The sequence below is a fragment of the Microbacterium sp. NPDC058021 genome, assembly GCF_042885955.1.
Lineage (GTDB): Bacteria > Actinomycetota > Actinomycetes > Actinomycetales > Microbacteriaceae > Microbacterium.
This window is the reverse complement of the sequence record NZ_JBHVRF010000003.1, coordinates 98,730-116,538: the sequence shown is the minus strand read 5'-3', so window position 1 is coordinate 116,538 and position 17,809 is coordinate 98,730. Positions and strand designations below refer to the sequence as shown.

Sequence of the window (17,809 nt, the reverse complement as noted above, 5' to 3'; positions counted from 1 at the left end):
CGGCGCGCCCGGCGTACAGCGCGGCCGTCATCCGCCCACACGCAAGAACGACCGCCGGCGACATCGCAGCGCCGGCGGTCGTCCCGCCCATCACGGAACGCGCGCCCCCCGACCGCGCTCCGCTGGTCTCATTCCGCCGGCGGCATCAGCACCGTGTCGATCAGGTACACGGTGGCATTGGCCGTCTGCACCCCGCCGCAGATGACGCTCGCGTCGTTGACCATCCACTCGTCGCCCGAGCCGGTCACCTCCACGTCCTCGCCCTGCAGAGTGGTGTGCGTGCCCTCGATGTCGGCGGGATCCACCCGGCCGTCGACGACGTGGTACGTCAGGATCGACGTCAGCGTGTCGCTGTCGGTCTTCAGTGACTCGATGACCGCCGGGTCGATCTTCGCGAACGCGTCGTCGACCGGCGCGAACACGGTGTACTCGCCGCCGTTGAGCGTCTCGACGAGATTCACGTCGGGGTTCAGCTCGCCGCTGACAGCGGCGGTCAGCGTGGTCAGCAGCGGGTTGTTGGATGCCGCAACGGCCACCGGCTCCTGCGACATGCCCTGGATCGAGCCCGCGCCATCGGGCACGGCCTCGGCGTAATCCTCACACCCGGCGCCGACGAGCATCGCCGTGGCATCCATCGCCTCGGGCGTGGCCGCCTCCGAACTCTCGGTCGACATGGAGCCGGTCTCTTCGTCGGTGGCATCGCCGCCCATCGTGCACGCCGACAGCGCGAACGCTCCCGCCAGCGTGAGGGTCAGAGCCGCGGTGATCTTCTTCCTGGTGCTGAGCATGATGTCCTCCGTTGTCGACGCCGCCAGGACTGCGGCGATGACAGATGTTCGGAGCGGCGCCCGGATCGGATGGGAACCAATCCGATCGGCATCCCGAGCCGAAGAACCCCCGACAGAGACGGGGACGGCGTGGAGCTCATCATCATCGGCCTGCTGGGGGGCCTCATCACGGGCATCTCGCCGTGCATCCTGCCGGTGCTGCCGGTCATCTTCCTCACCGGCGGCGCGCAGTCGGCCCGGTTCGAGGGGGATGCCGCACCGCTGCCTGCCCGGCGCAGTCGCCCCTATCTCGTGATCGCGGGGCTCGTGACGAGCTTCACGCTGGTGACCCTCGCCGGGTCGCTGCTTCTCGGGGCGCTCAACCTGCCGCAGGACGTCATCCGGTGGGTGGGGATCGCCGTGCTCGTCCTGATCGGGGTGGGGCTGCTGGTGCCGCGGTTCGAGCAGCTGCTCGAGAAGCCGTTCCAGTGGCTGCCCCGCCGCGAAGTCGCCAACCGGGGGAGCGGCTTCGCGGTGGGGCTCGCGCTCGGCGCGGTGTTCGTGCCGTGCGCGGGGCCGGTGCTGGCGGCGATCATCGTCGCCGGCGCCACCGGGCGCATCGGCATCGACACGGTGGCCCTCACCGCATCGTTCGCGATCGGTGTGGCCATTCCGCTGCTCGGCTTCGCGCTCGCCGGGCGCGGGCTGATCGAGCGCATCAAGGCCTTCCGCACCCGCGAGCGGGGGCTGCGCGTCGCCGCCGGTGTCGCGATGCTCGCGCTCGCCGTGGGGCTCGTGTTCAACGTGCCGCAGCTGCTGCAGCGCTTCGTGCCCGACTACACCGCGCAGCTGCAGCGCGACCTCACCGCCGGCGACGCGGCCGCCGAGGCCCTGAACCTCGGCGGCATCGTGACCGACGAGAACCGCGAGCTCGACAACTGCACGAACGGCGCCACCGAGCTGGAGTCGTGCGGCACCGCCCCGGGCATCCGGGGGATCGACGCGTGGCTGAATACGCCCGACGGGGGCGGGATCGACCTCGCGGACCTGCGCGGCCATGTCGTGCTGATCGACTTCTGGGCCTACTCGTGCATCAACTGCCAGCGCTCCATCCCGCACGTCGTCGCCTGGGACGACGCCTACCGCGACGCGGGCCTGCAGGTCATCGGCATCCACTCGCCGGAGTACGCGTTCGAGAAGGATGCCCAGAACGTCGCTGCCGGCGCACGCGACTTCGGGATCGAGTACCCCGTCGCCCTCGACAACTCGCTGTCGACCTGGACCAACTACCGCAACCGCTACTGGCCCGCGCACTACCTGATCGACGCCGACGGCACGGTGCGCCACATCTCGTTCGGCGAGGGCAACTACGCCGCGACCGAAGCGATGATCCGCGAGCTGCTGGTGGATGCCGACGCGGATGCCGCGCTGCCGGCGGCCACCGACGTCACCGACGACACCCCCGAGGCGGGATCGCGCACGCCCGAGACCTTCCTGGGGTCGTCCAAGTTCGTCAACTACGCCGGGGGCGGCCGCTACGGCGGGGAGCAGACCTTCGGGTACCCCGAGGCCCAGCCCGCGGATTCGTTCGCCCTCACCGGCGACTGGGACGTGGAGTCGCAGTTCGCCACGCCGACCGGTGACGACGGCGGCATCCGCCTGTTCTATCGGGCCGCCGAGGTGCGCGTCGTGCTCGCCGGGGAAGGGCGTGTCGACGTCACGATCGACGGAAAGCCGTCGCCGAGCCTGGACGTGGGCGGCACGCCGCGGTCGTACGAGCTCGTCTCGGCGGACCGCAGCAGCGAAGGCGTGATCGAGGTGACGGTGCCTGCCGGCGTGCAGGCCTACTCCTTCACGTTCGGTTGAGCAAGACCCGCGACACGACGAAGGGATAGGGCATGCTGGGGGCGATGGTCATCGACGGGGTGGATGTGCCCGAGGAGGGCGCGGCGCGCGATCACGCAGCCGACCTCCTCCTTCGCGTTGCCACCGGCGACCAGGGCGCGTTCGCCCGGCTGTACGACATGCTCTCGCCGCGGGCATTCGGTCTGATCCTGCGGGTGCTCGTGGACCGGTCGCAGAGCGAAGAGGTGCTGCAAGAGGTGTTCCTCGAGGTGTGGCAATCCGCTGCACGGTTTGCTCCGAATAAGGGGCAGGGGAGGGCGTGGGTGCTGACGATCGCCCACGGCAGAGCAGTGGACAGGGTGCGGGCATCTCAAGCGAGCGCCACCCGCGACGTGCGCGCAGGGTTGCGTGATCTCGACGTCGCCCACGACGGTGTCGCCGAACAGGTGGAGCTGAAGGTGGAAGGGGAGAAGGTGGCGGGTGCGCTGTCGACGCTCCCCGATCCGCAGCGCGAAGCGATCGTGCTGGCCTACTACGGCGGCTACAGTCAGAGCGAAATCGCCGTGCTGGTGGGCGCACCGCTCGGAACGATCAAGACCCGGATGCGTGACGGACTGTCGCGCCTTCGCAGCGCGATGGGGGTGACCGCATGAACGAGCAGGAGTTCGCCGAACTCGCCGCCGGTCACGCCCTGCACGCGCTGTCGCCCGACGACGAGTCCCGCTACCGCGAGGCGCTGGCGGAGCACCCGGAGTGGGAGGGTGTGGCGCTGGTGGATGCCGCTGTCGCGGCATCCCTCGCCGAAGGCGTCGGCCGCGTCGCGCCACCGTTGACGATGCGGTCGACGCTGCTCGCGCGAATCGGGTCGCTGCCGCAGGTGCCGCCGGTGGCGGGGGCTGCGGGGTCTGGGGCTGGCGTTTCGGGAGCGCTGCGGCGGGACCGGTCGGGGCGCGCGGGCGACGGCGACGAGCCGGCTGGGGACGACGATGTTGCGGAGACGGTCGAGGCTGAGGTCGAGGCCGTTGAGGCCGAGTCCGAGGCTGTCGAGGCTGAGACCGAGGCTGTCGAAGACGAGACCGAGGCTGTCGAGGCGGAGACCGAGGTTGTCGAGATCGACTCTGAGGCCGTTGAGGCCGTTGAGGCCGAGCGCGACCCCACCGACCCGCTGATCGTGCTGCTCGGGACGGTGCCCGACGCGACCGACGACACCGCTGAGTCCGCCACCGCGACGACGGCGCTGCCTGTCGAACCGGCCGACGCCGCCGTGCCGATCGAGACGGAGCTCCCCGACGACGCCCCGCCGTCCGCTGCCGCGGAACCCGTACCCACCACGACGGCCATGCAGGCCGTCGCCCGACGCAACTGGACCCGTGGTCTGCTCGCGCTCGCCGCCTGCCTGACGCTCCTCGTGGGTGTCGGGTTCGGTGCTGGGGCGCTCTACAACTGGATGAACCGTCCCGCCGCGGTGGTCGCCCTCGATGAGATCGAGTCCGCGCCCGATGCACAGTCGGCCACCGTTGTGGAGGAAGAGGGGCTGACGGCCACGGTGCATTGGTCGGAGCAGCTGGGCAAGGTCGTGCTGGTGTCCGACGGGCTGCCGTCGATTCCCGAGGACGAGACGTTCGAGCTGTGGTTCGTGCGCGGCGACGAGGCGATCTCCGCCGGCACGTTCGCCCCGGACGGCAGTGCTGCGACGACCGCGCTGGAAGGCGAGATACAGCCGGGCGACGTCATCGCCGTCACGGTGGAACCCGCCGGGGGAGCTCCCGACGGTACCCCCACGAGCGATCCGATCGTCGCCGTCCCCACCGCCTGAGCGCGCTGTCCGGCCTCGCCGCGCGACGTCGCCGGTAGCCTGGAATGATGACGGACGACGCCGGAAACCCCTTCCACAAGCCGGTCCGGCGGCCCTCGGAGACCTTCGATCGCCTCTTCGCGGCGGAGGACCCGGCGGAGGTGTCGCGGGTCGCACACGCCACAGCCCACGCGCTGATCACCCGCGTGCGCGAGGAGCAGGACGCCGACGTGGTGGAGCGTCTCATCGGGTTCACCGATCGCCATGGCATCCACGACATCGCCGAACTGTGGTCGCGGTCGCCGGCGCGCACGCTGCCGGGTGCGCTGTGGCGGTTGTACCTGCTGCAGCTGATGATCCACGACGATCCCCAGACCGCGGCGCTGCTGTACGACCGGGGACGGGTCGCGATCGTCAGTGCCGACCCCGTCGTCGCGGGGGCGCCGACGCCCGCCGGGCCCGACGAGCTGGTGGAACTGGTGGACACGATCATGCGCGGGTTGTTCACGGGCGACTTCGCCGTCGCGCTCGACCGTGCGGCGGCGTTCTGCCGCGTGGAGTCCAGCGGGGCGACGCACCTGGCCGACGACTATGAGGCGACCGAGTCCGACCGGGCGACGGCGCTCACCACGCGGGCGCTGCGGCTGTCGACGTACGCCGCCGACCTGGCATCCTGCGCCGCGCTCTGGCGCCGCGACTCCCTGACCTGACCCGTCCCGCCCGCGCCGGCGCCGGGTCGCTGCCCGCGTCCACCCACCACCCGGTGAGACTACAGCTGACGGCCGAGACATCGGGAAGTTCCCATCGTCTCGGCCGTCAGCTGTAGTTTCACGGTCCCGGGGGCGGGGCGGAAAGAAGGTGCCGGGCCGCAGAACGCCTCTCGGCGCGAGGCCGCTCAAAGCGGCAGAAGATGGAGCCCGGGGTTACTGCGGCCCGGCTGATCCAGTGTAACCGAGGCCCGTGCGGGCCTATTCCCCGTCGGAATTCAGGCTGTGGACAGCAGCTCGCTCCGGATGCCGCGAATCGCGCGATCACAGCCTGAATTCCGACGGCCCACCCTCGGTAGGCTTCCGTCATGGCCTGGCGATTCGCGCTCATGATCGACCCCGCAGCACCCGGCGACCCGCGCGGGTCGTTCGCCGAGACGTTCACCGTCATCGATCCTGCCGCCCCCGCCCTCAGCGTCGGCGAGCTGAGCACGCAACGCGGCGACGGCATCTTCGAGTCGATCGGCGTGGTCGACGGTCACCCGCAGGAGGTCACCGCGCACCTCGAGCGCCTCGTGCACTCGGCCCGCCTCTGCGACCTGCCCGAACCCCACGTCGCCCAGTGGCGCGAGGCCGTCGCCGCGGCGGCCGCCGCCTGCGGCCCGGGGGAGTCGGTGGTCAAGCTCATCCTCAGCCGCGGCGTCGAGCACGGCCCCGCCCCCACCGCGTGGGTCACCGCCGCCCCCGCGGCCGACTTCGCCGCGGTGCGGGAGCACGGCGTGCGCGTGGTCACCCTCGACCGCGGCTACGCCCTGGATGTCCCGGCCCGCGCGCCGTGGCTGCTGCTGGGCGCGAAGACGCTGTCGTACGCGGTCAATATGGCGGCCCTGCGCGAAGCCAAGCGCCGCGGCGCCGACGACGCGATCTTCACGACCTCCGACGGCTACGTGCTCGAGGCCCCGACGGCATCTCTCATCCTGCGCCGCGGCGACACCTTCGTCACGCCGGCGCCCAATGGCGGCATCCTGCACGGCACGACGCAGCTCAGCCTGTTCGCTCACCTCGAGGAGCAGGGCTACGCCACCGCGTACGCCACCATCCCGGTGAGCGATCTCGCGACGGCGGATGCCGCGTGGCTCGTCTCCAGCGTGCGGCTCGCCGCGCCCATCGCCGCGATCGACGGCGCCGGGCTCGCGGTCGACCGCGCGTTCACGGCATCCGTCAACCGCTACCTGCTGAGCCCGCGCGACTGAGCGCGCTCACCCGTCGCGCATTGCTGCTTCCGCGGGCGGGAACCCGCAAGACGCGACGGGCGAGCCCCACCGCGAGCGCGCCTGCTGCCCCGAGCCCACGACGCGCGCGAGCCCTCGGCATCACCCGAAGCGGCCGGAGACGTAGTCCTCGGTGGCCTGCTGCGACGGGGTGGTGAAGATGGTGTTGGTGTCGTCGTACTCGATGAGCTTGCCCGGCTTGCCGGTGCCGGCGATGTTGAAGAACGCGGTCTTGTCGGACACCCGCGATGCCTGCTGCATGTTGTGCGTGACGATGACGATCGTGTAGTTGGCCTTCAGCTCCTCGATCAGCTCCTCGATCGCGTACGTCGAGATCGGGTCGAGGGCCGAGCAGGGCTCGTCCATCAGCAGCACCTGCGGCGACACGGCGATGGCGCGCGCGATGCACAGACGCTGCTGCTGGCCGCCCGACAGGCCCGAACCCGGGCGGTCGAGGCGGTCCTTGACCTCGTTCCACAGGTTCGCGCCGCGCAGCGACTTCTCCACCAGGTCGTCGGCATCCGACTTCGAGATGCGCCGGTTGTTGAGCTTCACCCCGGCCAGCACGTTCTCGCGGATCGACATCGTGGGGAACGGGTTCGGACGCTGGAAGACCATGCCCACCTGGCGGCGCACGAGCACCGGGTCGACGGTGGGGCCGTACAGGTCGTCGCCGTCCAGCAGCACCTCACCCTCGACGCGGGCGCCGGGGATGACTTCGTGCATGCGGTTGAGCGTGCGCAGGAACGTGGACTTGCCGCAACCGGACGGACCGATGAAGGCGGTCACGCTGCGGGGTTCGATCTCGAGCGAGACGCCCTCGACGGCGAGGAAATCGCCGTAGTAGACGTTCAGATCGTTGACTTCGATGCTCTTGGACACCTGAGGATTCCTTCGGGTTGGAGGGAGTCGGATGCCGCGTCAGCGGCCCATCTTGGGGGCGAAGATGCGGGCGATGACGCGGGCGAGGAGGTTCAGCACCATGACGATTACGATGAGCACCAGGGCGCCCGCCCATGCGCGGTCGAGGTAGGCCCAGCCGGGGATGCCCTGGTTCATGTACTGCGTGTACACGAACACCGGCAGCGACGCCATGCGCCCCTCGAACAGGTTGTAGTTCATCGAGGTCGCCATGCCGGCGGTGATCAGCAGCGGCGCCGTCTCACCGATGACGCGGGAGATCGACAGCATGATGCCGGTGGTGATGCCGGCGATCGAGGTGGGAAGGACCACCTTCACGATCGTCAGCCACTTCGGCACGCCGAGGGCGTAGGCCGCCTCGCGCAGCTCGTTCGGCACGAGCCGCAGCATCTCCTCGGTCGAGCGCACCACGACCGGGATCATCAGCACCGACAAGGCCACCGACCCCATGATGCCCATGCGCACACCGGGACCGAAGAAGAGCGCGAACAGGGCGAAGGCGAACAGACCGGCGACGATCGAGGGGATGCCGGTCATGACGTCCACGAGGAACGTGATGCCGCGGGCCAGCCGCTTGCCGGCGCCGTACTCGATCAGGTAGATCGCCGTGAACAGGCCGATCGGGATGGAGATCGCGGCGGCGGCGAGGGTGATCAGCAGCGTGCCGACGATCGCGTGCAGCGCACCGCCGCCCTCACCGACGACGTTGCGCATCGAGTGGGTGAAGAACTCCGCCGAGATCCCCGCGATGCCGTTGGTGACCACCGTGATGGCCACGGAGACCAGCGGCACCATGGCGATGAGGAACGCGACGGTCACGATGCCCGTGACGAGCCGGTCGACGCCCTTGCGGTGGCCCTCGACGACGGTGGAGATGGTCGTGATGAGGGCCAGATACACCAGCGCCGACACGATCGCCCAGCCGGCGACGTTGAACTCCGCCTCGCCGGCGAGGGCGACGACGCCGAACAGCAGCGCGACGGCGGCGGCCGAGACGCCGAGGATGACCCACGGCGCCCAGCGGGGCAGACGGCCGTTCGTGAGCCGCAGCGGTGCCGAATCCTGCTGGGCAGGGGTGGCCGGCGGGGCAGGAGCGGTGGTGACGCTCATCAGTTGGCTCCCGAGAATTCCTGGCGGCGGCTGACGATCCAGCGCGCGACGGCGTTCACCGCGAAGGTGACGACGAAGAGGATGAGGCCCGTCGCGATGAGCACGTTGATGTTCGTGCCGTACGCCTCGGGGAAGGTCAGCGCGATGTTGGCGGGGATCGTGCTGGGGTTGGATGGGGTGAACAGGCGGAAGGTCACGGCGCCCGTGGCCGAGAGCACCATGGCGACGGCCATCGTCTCACCCAGCGCACGACCGAGACCCAGCATGGATGCCGAGACGATGCCCGATCGCCCGAACGGGAAGACGGCCATGCGGATCATCTCCCAGCGCGTCGCACCGAGGGCGAGGGCGGCCTCTTCGTGCAGGCGCGGGACCTGCAGGAAGATCTCGCGGCAGATGGCGGTGATGATCGGCACGATCATGACAGCGAGCACGATCGCAGCGGTGAAGATGGTGCGGCCGGTCTGCGAGACGGGACCGGCGAACAGCGGGAACCAGCCGAGGTTGGTGACGAACCAGCTGTACACCGGCTGCACGGCGGGGGCGAGCACGAGGATGCCCCAGAGGCCGAACACGACCGACGGGACGGCGGCGAGGAGGTCCACGGCGTAGCCGAGGGCCTGCGCCAGCCGACGCGGGGCGTAGTGCGAGATGAACAGGGCGACCGACACCGACAGCGGCACCGCGATGATCAGGGCGATGAACGAGGCCCACACGGTGCCGAAGGCCAGCGGGCCGACGTACTCCCAGAAGTTGCTGGTCAGCAGCGACGCGGTCTCGTTGGTGGCGCTGAGACCCGGCAGCGACTGCACGATGAGGAAGATCGCGACCGCGGCGAGGGTGACGAGGATCATCGACCCCGCGAACAGGGCGGTTCCCGAGAACCAGCGATCACCCGCGCGCTGCGGGGGTTTGGCTGGTGCGGTCGCGGTGACCGGTGCGGGTGTGGTGGTCATGGCTTCCTGTTCTCGGTGGCCGGGTTACGGGGGTGCTGCCCGGTCCGACGCGGTGGCATCGGACCGGGCAGCGGGGTGTCACTCCGCGACGATCAGGTCGATCGCGGCGTTGACCTTATCGCGCAGCGAGTCGGAGATGGGGGCGCTGCCGGCGGCGGCTGCCGCGGCATCCTGGCCTTCGGCGCTGGCGACGAAGTCGAGGTAGCCCTTGACGATCGGGGCGGATGCCGCGTCGACGTAGTCCTGGCACGCGATCATGTAGCTGATCAGGATGATCGGGTACACGCCGGCGGCGTCGGTGGTGCGGTCCAGGGCAATGGCGAGGTCACCGGCTTCGCGGCCGTCCTCGAAGGGCGAGGCGTCGACCACGGCGGCCGCGGCCTCGGGCGAGTAGCGCACGAACTCGTCGCCGACCTTGATGGCGACCGTCGACAGGCCTTCTTCGCTGGCGCGCGACGCGTCGGCGTAGCCGATCGTGCCGTTGCCGCCGGAGACGGCCGACACGACACCCGAAGTGCCCTGGGCGGCCTCGTTCACGCCGGGGGTCTCCGGCCACACGCCGTCGGGCTCCCAGGTCCACTCCGCGGGAGCGGCCTGGAAGAGGTAGTCGGTGAAGTTCTCGGTCGTGCCGGAGTCGTCGGCGCGGTGCACGACGGTCACGGCGAGGTCGGGCAGGGTGGCGTCGGGGTTCAGCGCGGCGATGGCCGGGTCGTTCCACTTCGTGATGCCACCCGAGAACAGGCCCGCGAGCGTGGCGGCATCCAGATCGAGCTCCTCGACGCCGTCGATGTTGAAGATCACGGCGATGGGGGAGATGTAGGTCGGCAACTGGATGATGCCGGTGCCGTCGGTGCAGCCGGCGAACGTGTCGCCCAGCTCCTCGGTCGTGAACGGGCGGTCGGAGCCCGCGAAGGCCACCGCACCCGCCTGGAACGACTCGCGGCCGGCGCCGGAGCCTGCGGCGTCGTAGGTGACCTCGACGTCGGGGTGGGCCTGCTGGAAGCCGGCGGTCCAGGCCTGCACGGCGACCTCCTGCGACGACGCTCCCGCGCCGGCGATGGTGCCGGACAGGGTGGTGTCGGTGGTGCTGCCGGCATCGGGGCGCTCGTTGGCCGCACAGGCGGTGAGGGTCAGTGCGGCGACGGCGGCGATCGCGCCGGCCTGGGCGAAACGGGAGAGCTTCACGTGTGATCCTTCGGGTGTCGGAGTGGCGGGCCCGGTGCAGGGCTCGCCCCGACGCTAGAGAGCGACGCTTACGAGAGTGCGCTGTCCGGGTAAACGAAAGGTGAACGGCTTCCTTCCAGCCGCCGAGTGAGCATTCGTGTCGCCGAGTGAGCATTCGTGTCGCCGAGTGAGTATTCGGTTCTGGGCCGTTCGGTCGGACGCGCGAGTACTCACTCGGACGCGCGACTACTCACTCGGACGCGCGAATGCTCACTCGCGGGCCCGAATGCTCACTCGGGCTTCGGGACGTGCGTCTCGATCGCTACGATCCCGGAGCCGGGATTGGTGACCGACAGGTGGACCACCGAGAAGGCGCCCACTTCCAGCGCCGACGCGCTCCCCAGATACGACCCCCGCATCGTCCCGGTCGCCAGCGCGATCTCGGTGAGGATGTCGGGCAGCACCGGCCCGTGACTGCAGAGCACGGCGGGCTTGCGCGCCCGCACCCGTTCCCCGACGACGCTGCGGACGTCGGCACGGCCCTGCTCCCAGGCATCCTGGCTCAGCTGGGGGGTCTCCTCGATGCGACGACCGAGGGATGCCGCCAGCGGTGTCACCGTCGCCAGGCACCGCACCGCGGGGCTCGACACGACGCGCAGCGCCCCGAAGGAGCTCAGCGGGCCCACGAGCGCGCCGGCCTGCCGGATGCCCTTGGCCGACAGCGGCCGCTTCGCGTCGGCCTTGCTCCACTTCTCGCGGGCCACGGCCTTGGCGTGCCGCAGCACGATGAGGGGGAAGGTGGCCAGCACCCCGTCGTCGACCAAGCGGGCGAACCCGTCGAGGATCTCGATGTCGACGGGATAGCTGAGGATCTCGCGCGCCTTCTTCAGGCTCGCCCATTCGAGCGCGGCGATCTCCTTGTTCGGCACGAACGCCGACGCCCGGATCGCGGCCTCGGTGGCCTGCGCCGACCAGTAGTGCACGATCTTCTGCTTCTTGCTGGGCAGGCTGTACCGCGAAACGCCGAGCGCCACCCCGAGGGCGACACGGATGCCGGTCTCCTCGTGGATCTCGCGCACGGCGGTCTCGGCGAGCGTCTCGCCGGGGTCGACCTTGCCCTTGGGAAGCGTGATGTCGCGGTAGCGGGTGCGGTGGATCAGCAGCACCCGCAGCTTGCCGTCGACGACCCGCCACACGACGCCTCCGGCGGCGTACACCGCCGTGTCGGTCATCGCACCGCCCGCACGCGTCGCCGCCGCTGCACCGCCGCCATGGTCTTGTCCTGCAGATCGACCAAGGGTCGGCCCCTGCCGTCGAGGTGGTGGCGCACCCATTCGTTGTCCTGGCTCAGCCGCCACGAGCTCGTGGTGTCGCTCATGGCGAGGTCGAACAGGTCGATGAGCTCCGTCACGTGCGCGGCGCCGGTGACCCGCACGAGCGCCTCGACGCGGCGGTCGAGGTTGCGGTGCATCATGTCGGCGCTGCCGATGTACACCTGCGGGTCGCCGTCGTTGTGGAACGCGAAGATGCGCGAATGCTCCAGGTAACGACCCAGGATCGAGCGCACCGTGATGTTGTCGGTCACCCCGTCGAGCCCGAGCTTGAGCGAGCAGATGCCGCGCACCCAGACGTCCACCTTCACGCCGGCCTGGCTGGCGCGGTAGAGGGCGTCGATGATCTGCTCGTCGACCATCGAGTTCACCTTGATGCGCACCGAGGCGGGCTTGCCGTCCTGGGCGTTGCGCCGCTCGGCGTCGATGAGCCGCAGCAGCCCCTTGCGCAGGTGCAGCGGAGCCACCAGCAGCCGCTTGAACTTCTTCTCGATGGCGTAGCCGGAGAGCTCGTTGAACAGGCGCGTGAGATCGCGGCCCACCAGCTCGTCGGTCGTGAACAGGCCGAAGTCCTCGTAGAGCCGGCTGGTCTTGGGGTTGTAGTTGCCGGTGCCGATGTGGCTGTAGCTGCGCAGCGCCCCGTCTTCCTGACGGATGACGTGCAGCAGCTTGCAGTGGGTCTTGAGTCCGACGAGGCCGTACACGACGTGCACGCCGGCCTTTTCGAGCTTGCGCGCCCACACGATGTTGGCGGCTTCGTCGAAGCGGGCCTTGACCTCCACCAGCGCCAGCACCTGCTTGCCCGCCTCGGCGGCGTCGATGAGCGCCTTGACGATGGGACTGTCGCCGGAGGTGCGGTACAGGGTCTGCTTGATGGCGAGCACGTGCGGGTCCTTCGCCGCCTGCTCGAGGAACGCCTGCACGCTCGTCGTGAACGACTCGTACGGGTGGTGCACGAGCACGTCGCCCTTGCGGATCGCGGCGAACAGGTCGGCGCGCCCGTTCTGCTCGCTGGGCTGGAACGCCACGGCGGTCGTCGGCACATGCGGCGGGAAGTGCAGGTCGGGCCGGTCGATGCGGGCGAGGTCGAACAGGCCGCGCAGATCCAGCGGCCCGGGCAGCCGGTAGACCTCCTGCTGCGTGATGTCGAGCTCGCTGATGAGGAGGTCCAGCGTCACGTCGTCCATGTCGTCGCCCACTTCGAGGCGGATGGGCGGCCCGAACCGGCGGCGCAGCAGCTCGGCCTCGAGCGCCTGGATGAGGTTCTCGGTCTCGTCCTCCTCGATCACGACGTCCTCGTTGCGGGTGAGGCGGAAAGCGTGGTGGTCGAGGATCTCCATCCCCGGGAACAGGTCCTTGAGGTTGTGGGCGATGAGGTCCTCGAGAGGGAGATACCGCACGCTGTGGCCGTCGGCGCGCACCTGCACGAACCGCGGCAGCATGGGCGGCACCTTCAGGCGCGCGAACTCCTGCCGCCCGGTGCGGGCGTTGCGGATGCGGATCGCGAGGTTCAGCGACAGCCCCGAGATGTAGGGGAAGGGGTGCGCAGGGTCCACAGCCAGCGGCATCAGCACCGGGAAGACCTGGCCCTGGAAGTAGTCGTACAGCAGCGTGCGCTCTTCGTCGGTCAGATCGCCCCACGAGACGATGTCGATGCCGGCGTCGGCCAGCGCCGGGCGCACCAGGCTGTTCCACGCGTCGGCGTGGCGCACCTGCAGCGCGTGGGCCTCGCCCGAGATGTCGGTGAGCACGTCCAGCGGAGCGCGCCCGACGTTCGTGGGCACGGCGAGCCCGGTGACGATGCGGCGCTTGAGGCCCGCGACGCGCACCATGAAGAACTCGTCGAGGTTGCTGGCGAAGATCGCGAGGAAGTTGGCGCGTTCCAGCGCCGGGACCGACGGGTCTTCCGCGAGCTCGAGCACGCGCCGGTTGAAGGCGAGCCAGCTGATCTCGCGGTCCTGGTAACGGTTCTCCGGCAGCTGCGAATCGTAGGTCTCGACGGCCTGGTCGAAGTCGTCGTCGTCGGCGTCCCCGAGGCCGCTGTCGAGTGCTTCGGTGTGGATCATCAGCCCATCATGTCAGGGCCGTGCGGCACGGTGGCCCACCGATGCCGCGGGTTACGCCTGCGAGCGCTCGCGGGGCGCGGGCACCTGGTCGTCCTCGTACACGTTGAAGCGGTAGCCGACGTTGCGGACGGTCCCGATGAGCTGCTCGAGGTCACCGAGCTTGGCGCGCAGGCGTCGCACGTGCACGTCGACGGTGCGGGTGCCGCCGAAGTAGTCGTAGCCCCACACCTCGCTCAGCAGCTGCTCGCGCGTGAACACCCGCGACGGGTGCGTGGCGAAGAAGTGCAGCAGCTGGAACTCCTTGTACGTGAGGTCCAGCGGCTTGCCGTGCACCTTCGCCGCGTACGACGACTCGTCGATCGTGATGCCGGAGGTCTGGATGCGGGTGGAGACCTGCTCTGTCGACTGCCGACCCACCGCGAGACGCACGCGGGCGTCGACTTCGGCGGGGCCCGCGGTGAAGAGGATGACGTCGTCGATGCCCCAGTCGGTGGACACCGCGGTGAGGCCGCCTTCGGTGACGATCAGCACGAGAGGGGCGTCGAGGCCGGTCGTGGTGAGGATCTTGCACAGCGACTTGGCGCCGACGAGGTCGACGCGGGCATCCACGAAGATGACGTCGGCGCTGGGGGCGTTCACCAGCTGCGCGGGTTCGGCGGGGATCTGGCGCACGCGATGGCTCAGCAGTTCGAGCGCCGGCAGCGCGGGCGTGCTGGCGGGCGCGGAGCTCAGAAGGAGTAGCTGGGCCAACAGAGGATCCTCCCCGGGCGCGGCGGGTCGCGTCGTGCCCCCATCTTAGGGTGCGCCCGATGACGCAGATCGCGCTCAGGTGCGCGGGCCCGCAGTGGTCCACAATGGTGACATGACGATTCCCGAGCTCGCCCCGCGGCGCACCTTCGGCGGCGTCGTGGCCGTGTGGGTCGTCGCGGCCGTCGCCGCCGTGCTGATCGGTGTGTTCTCGCCGCCGGAGTGGCGGTCGGCGTGGGTCACGGTGGCGCTGGGCGGATGCCTCGTGCTCGCCTTCGCCATCCAGCTCGGCTATGGCCGCTCCCACCGCTTCACCCAGCGCATGGCCGTGAGCATCCTCGGCGCGTTGCTGGTGATGGGTCTGATCGGCTTCGGGTTCGGGCTGGCGACCCTCGTTCCGGCGTAGAGTGCTGTCTATGGATCTCTTCGCGCTCGAGATGTTCTTCGTCGGGTTGCTGGGCCTTGCGGGCCTCGCGATCGCCTTCGTGTCCGGCGTCGTGCTCAAGAACCTCTACCGCGGCCAGCGCTGACAGGCGCCGCCGTGCTGGAGCTGCCGACCGACCTCCCCGCCGACCTCGTCCCACTGTCGTGGCTGCTGGGCGTGTGGGAGGGCACCGGTGTCATCGACTACGAGTCGGGTGACGGCCGGCGCCTGGAAGGCGAGTTCGCGCACCGCGCGAGCTTCAGCCATGACGGCGGCGACTACCTCAACTACGCCGCCGAGGCCTGGCTCCTCGGCGAGGAGCGCGTACGCCTCGTAGCCGAAACCGGGTTCTGGCGCCTCGCACGTCCTCAGACCGATGCCGACGCCGGCCCCGGTCTGCTGCCGGCCACCGCCGAGCGCAGCGAACGCACCGTCGACGACGTCGAGCAGCTGCGCAACGCCGAAGGCGGCTTCGACATCGAAGTGGCCCTCGTGCACGCGGACGGCGTCAGCGAGCTCTACCTCGGACAGGTGCGCGGTCCGCGCATCGACATCGCGACGGATGCCGTCATGCGCTCGGCCTCCACGAAGCCCTACGCCGCCGCGACCCGCATGTACGGCCTGGTCGAGAACCACCTGCTGTGGGCGTGGGACATCGCCGCCCTCGGTGCGCCGCTGTCGTCCCACGCCTCGGCGCGTCTCGCGCGGGTGCAGTGATGACCGCGCCCTTCGCGACCGTTCCCGGTGCCGTCCTCGACGACGACGGCCGCCTGCTGCATCTGGGAACCCCCGCCATCGAGCAGCGCTCCCTCGCCCAGGGCACCGCCGTCGCCCCGCTCGGGGACCGCACCGTGCTCGCCGTGACCGGCGAGGATCGGCTGTCGTGGCTGGATTCGCTGTCGTCGCAGGCGCTCACGGCGCTCGCGCCGGGGGAGAGCACCGAGCTGCTCATCCTCGACCCGCGCGGACACGTCGAGCACGCGGCATCCGTCGTGGATGACGGCGAGACGACGTGGCTCATCGCGGATGCCGCGAACGCCGAGAGCCTGCTCACCTGGCTCACGCGCATGCGGTTCCGGCTGCGCGTGGCCCCGCGGGACGCCTCGGACGAGGTCGCTGTCATCGGCGGCACCGCCGCCGCGATCGCCCGCGTGGTGCCCGAAGCCCTCGCGGTGTGGACCGACCCGTGGCCGGCGATCGGCGCCGGCGGCTGGGGTTACGCCGCCACCGACCCGCACCCCGGGGGCGAGCGCGACTGGAGCGAGGCGATCGTGCCCCTCGCGACCCTCGACCGCCTCGCCGACGCCGCCCGCGCGGGCGAGATCGCCCTGGCCGGCACACTCGCCGCCGACGCCCTGCGCATCGCCGCGTGGCGCCCGCGCGCCGCTGCAGAAGGGGGCGAGCGCACGCTGCCGCACGAAGCGGATTGGCTGCGCACCGCCGTGCACCTGAACAAGGGCTGCTACCGCGGACAGGAGACGGTGGCGAAGGTGCACAACCTCGGCCACCCGCCCCGGCGCCTCGTGGCCCTGCAACTCGACGGCAGCGATGCCATGCTCCCCGAACCCGGCGCGGTCGTGCGGCGCGACGGCGAGCCGGCGGGGGAGATCACCTCGGTCGCCCGTCACTACGAGGAAGGTCCCATCGCGCTGGCCTTCGTCAAGCGCTCGGTGCCACTGGATGCCCCGCTCACCGTCGACACCGCCGACGGCGAGGTCGCCGCCGCGCAGGAGACGATCGTGCCGCCCGACGCCGGCGCCACGGCATCCGTGCCGCGCCTGCCGCGGCTCTCGCGCCGCCGCTGATCACCGCGGTCGTGGTGCGCCCCGACAGGGGTCGACCACGCTGGCCGGACCGCCGCTCAGCGCGGGGCGACCGCCGACCACGGCACGGTGATCTCGCCCAGCCGCCAGCGCGCCGCGGGGCCGAGCGCCCAGCCGGCATCCGTCATCGCCTGCAGCGCCGTGCGCCAGCGGTGCACCGCGCCGAACGGCGAGACGACGGCCGCCAGATGCCAGTGCAGGTCGAGCGCGGCGAGCAGGTCGTGCACGCCCTCCCCGGCGACGTTGCGGTGGATGAGCGCCTTCGGCAGGCGCTCCGCGGCGATCGACGGCTCCGCGAGCTCGGCCAGGCGCAGCGACAGGGTGAGCGAGCGGGGCACGGCATCGGCGCCCACCTCGATCCACGTGGACACCCGGCCGATCTCGTCGCACGTGCCTTCGACCAGGATGCCGCCGGGCGCCAGCCTCGCCGCCATGCGCTGCCAGGCGCCGGGGACGTCGGCCTCGTCGTACTGCCGCAGCACGTTGAAGGCCCGCACGACGGTGGGGCGCCGGGGCGCGGGGACTTCGAACCCGCCGCGGGAGAACGACACCCGCGCGTCGGGGGAGAAGGTGCTCAGGCCCGCCCGCACCTCGTCGAGCTGGGCGCGGGCGCGGGCGACGCGGCCCGGTTCGATCTCGAGCCCCAGCACCTCGACGCCGGGTGTGCCCGGCCGCAGCCGCGCCTCCAGCTCGAACGCGGTGACGCCGCTCGCGCCGTAGCCGAGGTCGACCACGAGGGGGTCGGCGACCGTGCGCAGTACCGGGTGGCGCGCGATCCAGCGGTCTACGCGCCGCAGGCGGTTGGTGTTCGTGGTTCCGCGCGTGATCTGCCCGACCGGGGAGGACATGATCCGCCCGGCCGGGCTGGCTTTCATACGGCCA

17 protein-coding genes are annotated in these 17,809 nt (G+C 70.6%); 8 read left to right on the top strand and 9 right to left on the bottom strand.

The annotated features are described in order from the left end of the window. Positions 1-128: 128 nt before the first annotated feature. On the bottom strand, positions 129-788 hold the full coding sequence (locus tag ACFVR6_RS07360; RefSeq protein WP_386960623.1) for a fasciclin domain-containing protein: 660 nt from the start codon (positions 786-788) through the stop codon (positions 129-131). A 129-nt stretch (positions 789-917) separates the two neighbouring features. Between ACFVR6_RS07360 and ACFVR6_RS07355 the strand changes: the two genes are divergently transcribed. The 5 genes from ACFVR6_RS07355 (at position 918) to ACFVR6_RS07335 (ending at position 6,367) form a co-directional block, all read left to right on the top strand. Beyond that, the gene (locus ACFVR6_RS07355) at positions 918-2,633 is read left to right on the top strand and encodes a cytochrome c biogenesis protein CcdA (protein ID WP_386960620.1); all 1,716 of its coding nucleotides are present in this window, start codon (positions 918-920) and stop codon (positions 2,631-2,633) included. A gap of 32 nt (positions 2,634-2,665) precedes the next feature. Continuing rightward, entirely contained in the window at positions 2,666-3,265 is a 600-nt protein-coding gene (gene sigK / locus ACFVR6_RS07350; protein WP_386960618.1) for an ECF RNA polymerase sigma factor SigK, read from the top strand. After that, complete coding sequence (locus tag ACFVR6_RS07345; protein ID WP_386960615.1) at positions 3,262-4,428, top strand: anti-sigma factor domain-containing protein; 1,167 nt, start codon at positions 3,262-3,264, stop codon at positions 4,426-4,428. Before sigK ends, ACFVR6_RS07345 begins: the two co-directional genes overlap by 4 nt. A 47-nt stretch (positions 4,429-4,475) precedes the next feature. Continuing rightward, positions 4,476-5,117 carry a DNA-directed RNA polymerase subunit beta gene (locus ACFVR6_RS07340; RefSeq protein ID WP_386960612.1) on the top strand — a complete coding sequence of 214 codons (642 nt, stop codon included), beginning with the start codon at positions 4,476-4,478 and terminating at the stop codon, positions 5,115-5,117. Between the two features lie 365 nt (positions 5,118-5,482). Next, positions 5,483-6,367 carry an aminodeoxychorismate lyase gene (locus tag ACFVR6_RS07335; protein WP_386960609.1) on the top strand — a complete coding sequence of 295 codons (885 nt, stop codon included), beginning with the start codon at positions 5,483-5,485 and terminating at the stop codon, positions 6,365-6,367. 120 nt (positions 6,368-6,487) lie between these two features. On the opposite strand, the gene pstB is transcribed toward ACFVR6_RS07335, so the two are convergent. From pstB to ACFVR6_RS07300, 7 genes are all read right to left on the bottom strand, one after another. Further along, entirely contained in the window at positions 6,488-7,267 is a 780-nt protein-coding gene (gene pstB / locus ACFVR6_RS07330; protein WP_386960606.1) for a phosphate ABC transporter ATP-binding protein PstB, read from the bottom strand. 39 nt (positions 7,268-7,306) lie between these two features. Further along, positions 7,307-8,416 carry a phosphate ABC transporter permease PstA gene (gene pstA, locus ACFVR6_RS07325; RefSeq protein ID WP_386960603.1) on the bottom strand — a complete coding sequence of 370 codons (1,110 nt, stop codon included), beginning with the start codon at positions 8,414-8,416 and terminating at the stop codon, positions 7,307-7,309. Next, the gene (gene pstC / locus ACFVR6_RS07320) at positions 8,416-9,372 is read right to left on the bottom strand and encodes a phosphate ABC transporter permease subunit PstC (protein ID WP_386960600.1); all 957 of its coding nucleotides are present in this window, start codon (positions 9,370-9,372) and stop codon (positions 8,416-8,418) included. Before pstC ends, pstA begins: the two co-directional genes overlap by 1 nt. 78 nt (positions 9,373-9,450) lie before the next feature. After that, the gene (gene pstS / locus ACFVR6_RS07315; protein WP_386960597.1) at positions 9,451-10,557 is read right to left on the bottom strand and encodes a phosphate ABC transporter substrate-binding protein PstS; all 1,107 of its coding nucleotides are present in this window, start codon (positions 10,555-10,557) and stop codon (positions 9,451-9,453) included. Positions 10,558-10,826: 269 nt separating this feature from the next. Continuing rightward, positions 10,827-11,768: an NUDIX hydrolase gene (locus ACFVR6_RS07310; protein WP_386960594.1), complete on the bottom strand. Its 942-nt coding sequence runs from the start codon at positions 11,766-11,768 to the stop codon at positions 10,827-10,829. After that, on the bottom strand, positions 11,765-13,933 hold the full coding sequence (locus ACFVR6_RS07305; protein WP_386960591.1) for an RNA degradosome polyphosphate kinase: 2,169 nt from the start codon (positions 13,931-13,933) through the stop codon (positions 11,765-11,767). The genes ACFVR6_RS07310 and ACFVR6_RS07305 overlap by 4 nt, the downstream gene beginning before the upstream one ends. A gap of 51 nt (positions 13,934-13,984) precedes the next feature. Next, a complete protein-coding gene (locus ACFVR6_RS07300; RefSeq protein WP_386960589.1) occupies positions 13,985-14,683 on the bottom strand; it encodes a winged helix-turn-helix domain-containing protein in 699 nt (232 codons plus the stop codon). Positions 14,684-14,795: 112 nt separating this feature from the next. Here ACFVR6_RS07300 and ACFVR6_RS07295 point away from each other — a divergent pair, with 112 nt between their 5' ends. The 3 genes from ACFVR6_RS07295 to ACFVR6_RS07285 all read left to right on the top strand — a co-directional run bounded on the left by ACFVR6_RS07295 (position 14,796) and on the right by ACFVR6_RS07285 (position 16,909). Next, positions 14,796-15,086: a hypothetical protein gene (locus tag ACFVR6_RS07295; protein ID WP_386960586.1), complete on the top strand. Its 291-nt coding sequence runs from the start codon at positions 14,796-14,798 to the stop codon at positions 15,084-15,086. Positions 15,087-15,221: 135 nt separating this feature from the next. Then, positions 15,222-15,821, top strand: a complete 600-nt coding sequence (locus tag ACFVR6_RS07290; RefSeq protein ID WP_386960584.1) for an FABP family protein — start codon at positions 15,222-15,224, stop codon at positions 15,819-15,821. Next, positions 15,821-16,909 (top strand): CAF17-like 4Fe-4S cluster assembly/insertion protein YgfZ, encoded by a 1,089-nt coding sequence (locus ACFVR6_RS07285; RefSeq protein WP_386960582.1) that lies wholly within the window; start codon positions 15,821-15,823, stop codon positions 16,907-16,909. Before ACFVR6_RS07290 ends, ACFVR6_RS07285 begins: the two co-directional genes overlap by 1 nt. A gap of 56 nt (positions 16,910-16,965) precedes the next feature. Here ACFVR6_RS07285 and ACFVR6_RS07280 read toward each other — a convergent pair whose 3' ends face one another. Further along, positions 16,966-17,802 carry a class I SAM-dependent methyltransferase gene (locus ACFVR6_RS07280; protein ID WP_386960579.1) on the bottom strand — a complete coding sequence of 279 codons (837 nt, stop codon included), beginning with the start codon at positions 17,800-17,802 and terminating at the stop codon, positions 16,966-16,968. Positions 17,803-17,809 lie beyond the last annotated feature (7 nt).

Excerpts from the sequence above, each read along its gene's own strand:
- ACFVR6_RS07360 (WP_386960623.1), bottom strand. The coding sequence starts at position 788 with ATGCTCAGCACCAGGAAGAAGATCACCGCGGCTCTGACCCTCACGCTG.
- sigK (WP_386960618.1), top strand. The coding sequence starts at position 2,666 with ATGCTGGGGGCGATGGTCATCGACGGGGTGGATGTGCCCGAGGAGGGC.
- ACFVR6_RS07345 (WP_386960615.1), top strand. The coding sequence starts at position 3,262 with ATGAACGAGCAGGAGTTCGCCGAACTCGCCGCCGGTCACGCCCTGCAC.
- ACFVR6_RS07340 (WP_386960612.1), top strand. The coding sequence starts at position 4,476 with ATGACGGACGACGCCGGAAACCCCTTCCACAAGCCGGTCCGGCGGCCC.
- ACFVR6_RS07335 (WP_386960609.1), top strand. The coding sequence starts at position 5,483 with ATGGCCTGGCGATTCGCGCTCATGATCGACCCCGCAGCACCCGGCGAC.
- pstA (WP_386960603.1), bottom strand. The coding sequence starts at position 8,416 with ATGAGCGTCACCACCGCTCCTGCCCCGCCGGCCACCCCTGCCCAGCAG.
- pstC (WP_386960600.1), bottom strand. The coding sequence starts at position 9,372 with ATGACCACCACACCCGCACCGGTCACCGCGACCGCACCAGCCAAACCC.
- ACFVR6_RS07310 (WP_386960594.1), bottom strand. The coding sequence starts at position 11,768 with ATGACCGACACGGCGGTGTACGCCGCCGGAGGCGTCGTGTGGCGGGTC.
- ACFVR6_RS07305 (WP_386960591.1), bottom strand. The coding sequence starts at position 13,933 with ATGATCCACACCGAAGCACTCGACAGCGGCCTCGGGGACGCCGACGAC.
- ACFVR6_RS07295 (WP_386960586.1), top strand. The coding sequence starts at position 14,796 with ATGACGATTCCCGAGCTCGCCCCGCGGCGCACCTTCGGCGGCGTCGTG.
- ACFVR6_RS07285 (WP_386960582.1), top strand. The coding sequence starts at position 15,821 with ATGACCGCGCCCTTCGCGACCGTTCCCGGTGCCGTCCTCGACGACGAC.
- ACFVR6_RS07280 (WP_386960579.1), bottom strand. The coding sequence starts at position 17,802 with ATGAAAGCCAGCCCGGCCGGGCGGATCATGTCCTCCCCGGTCGGGCAG.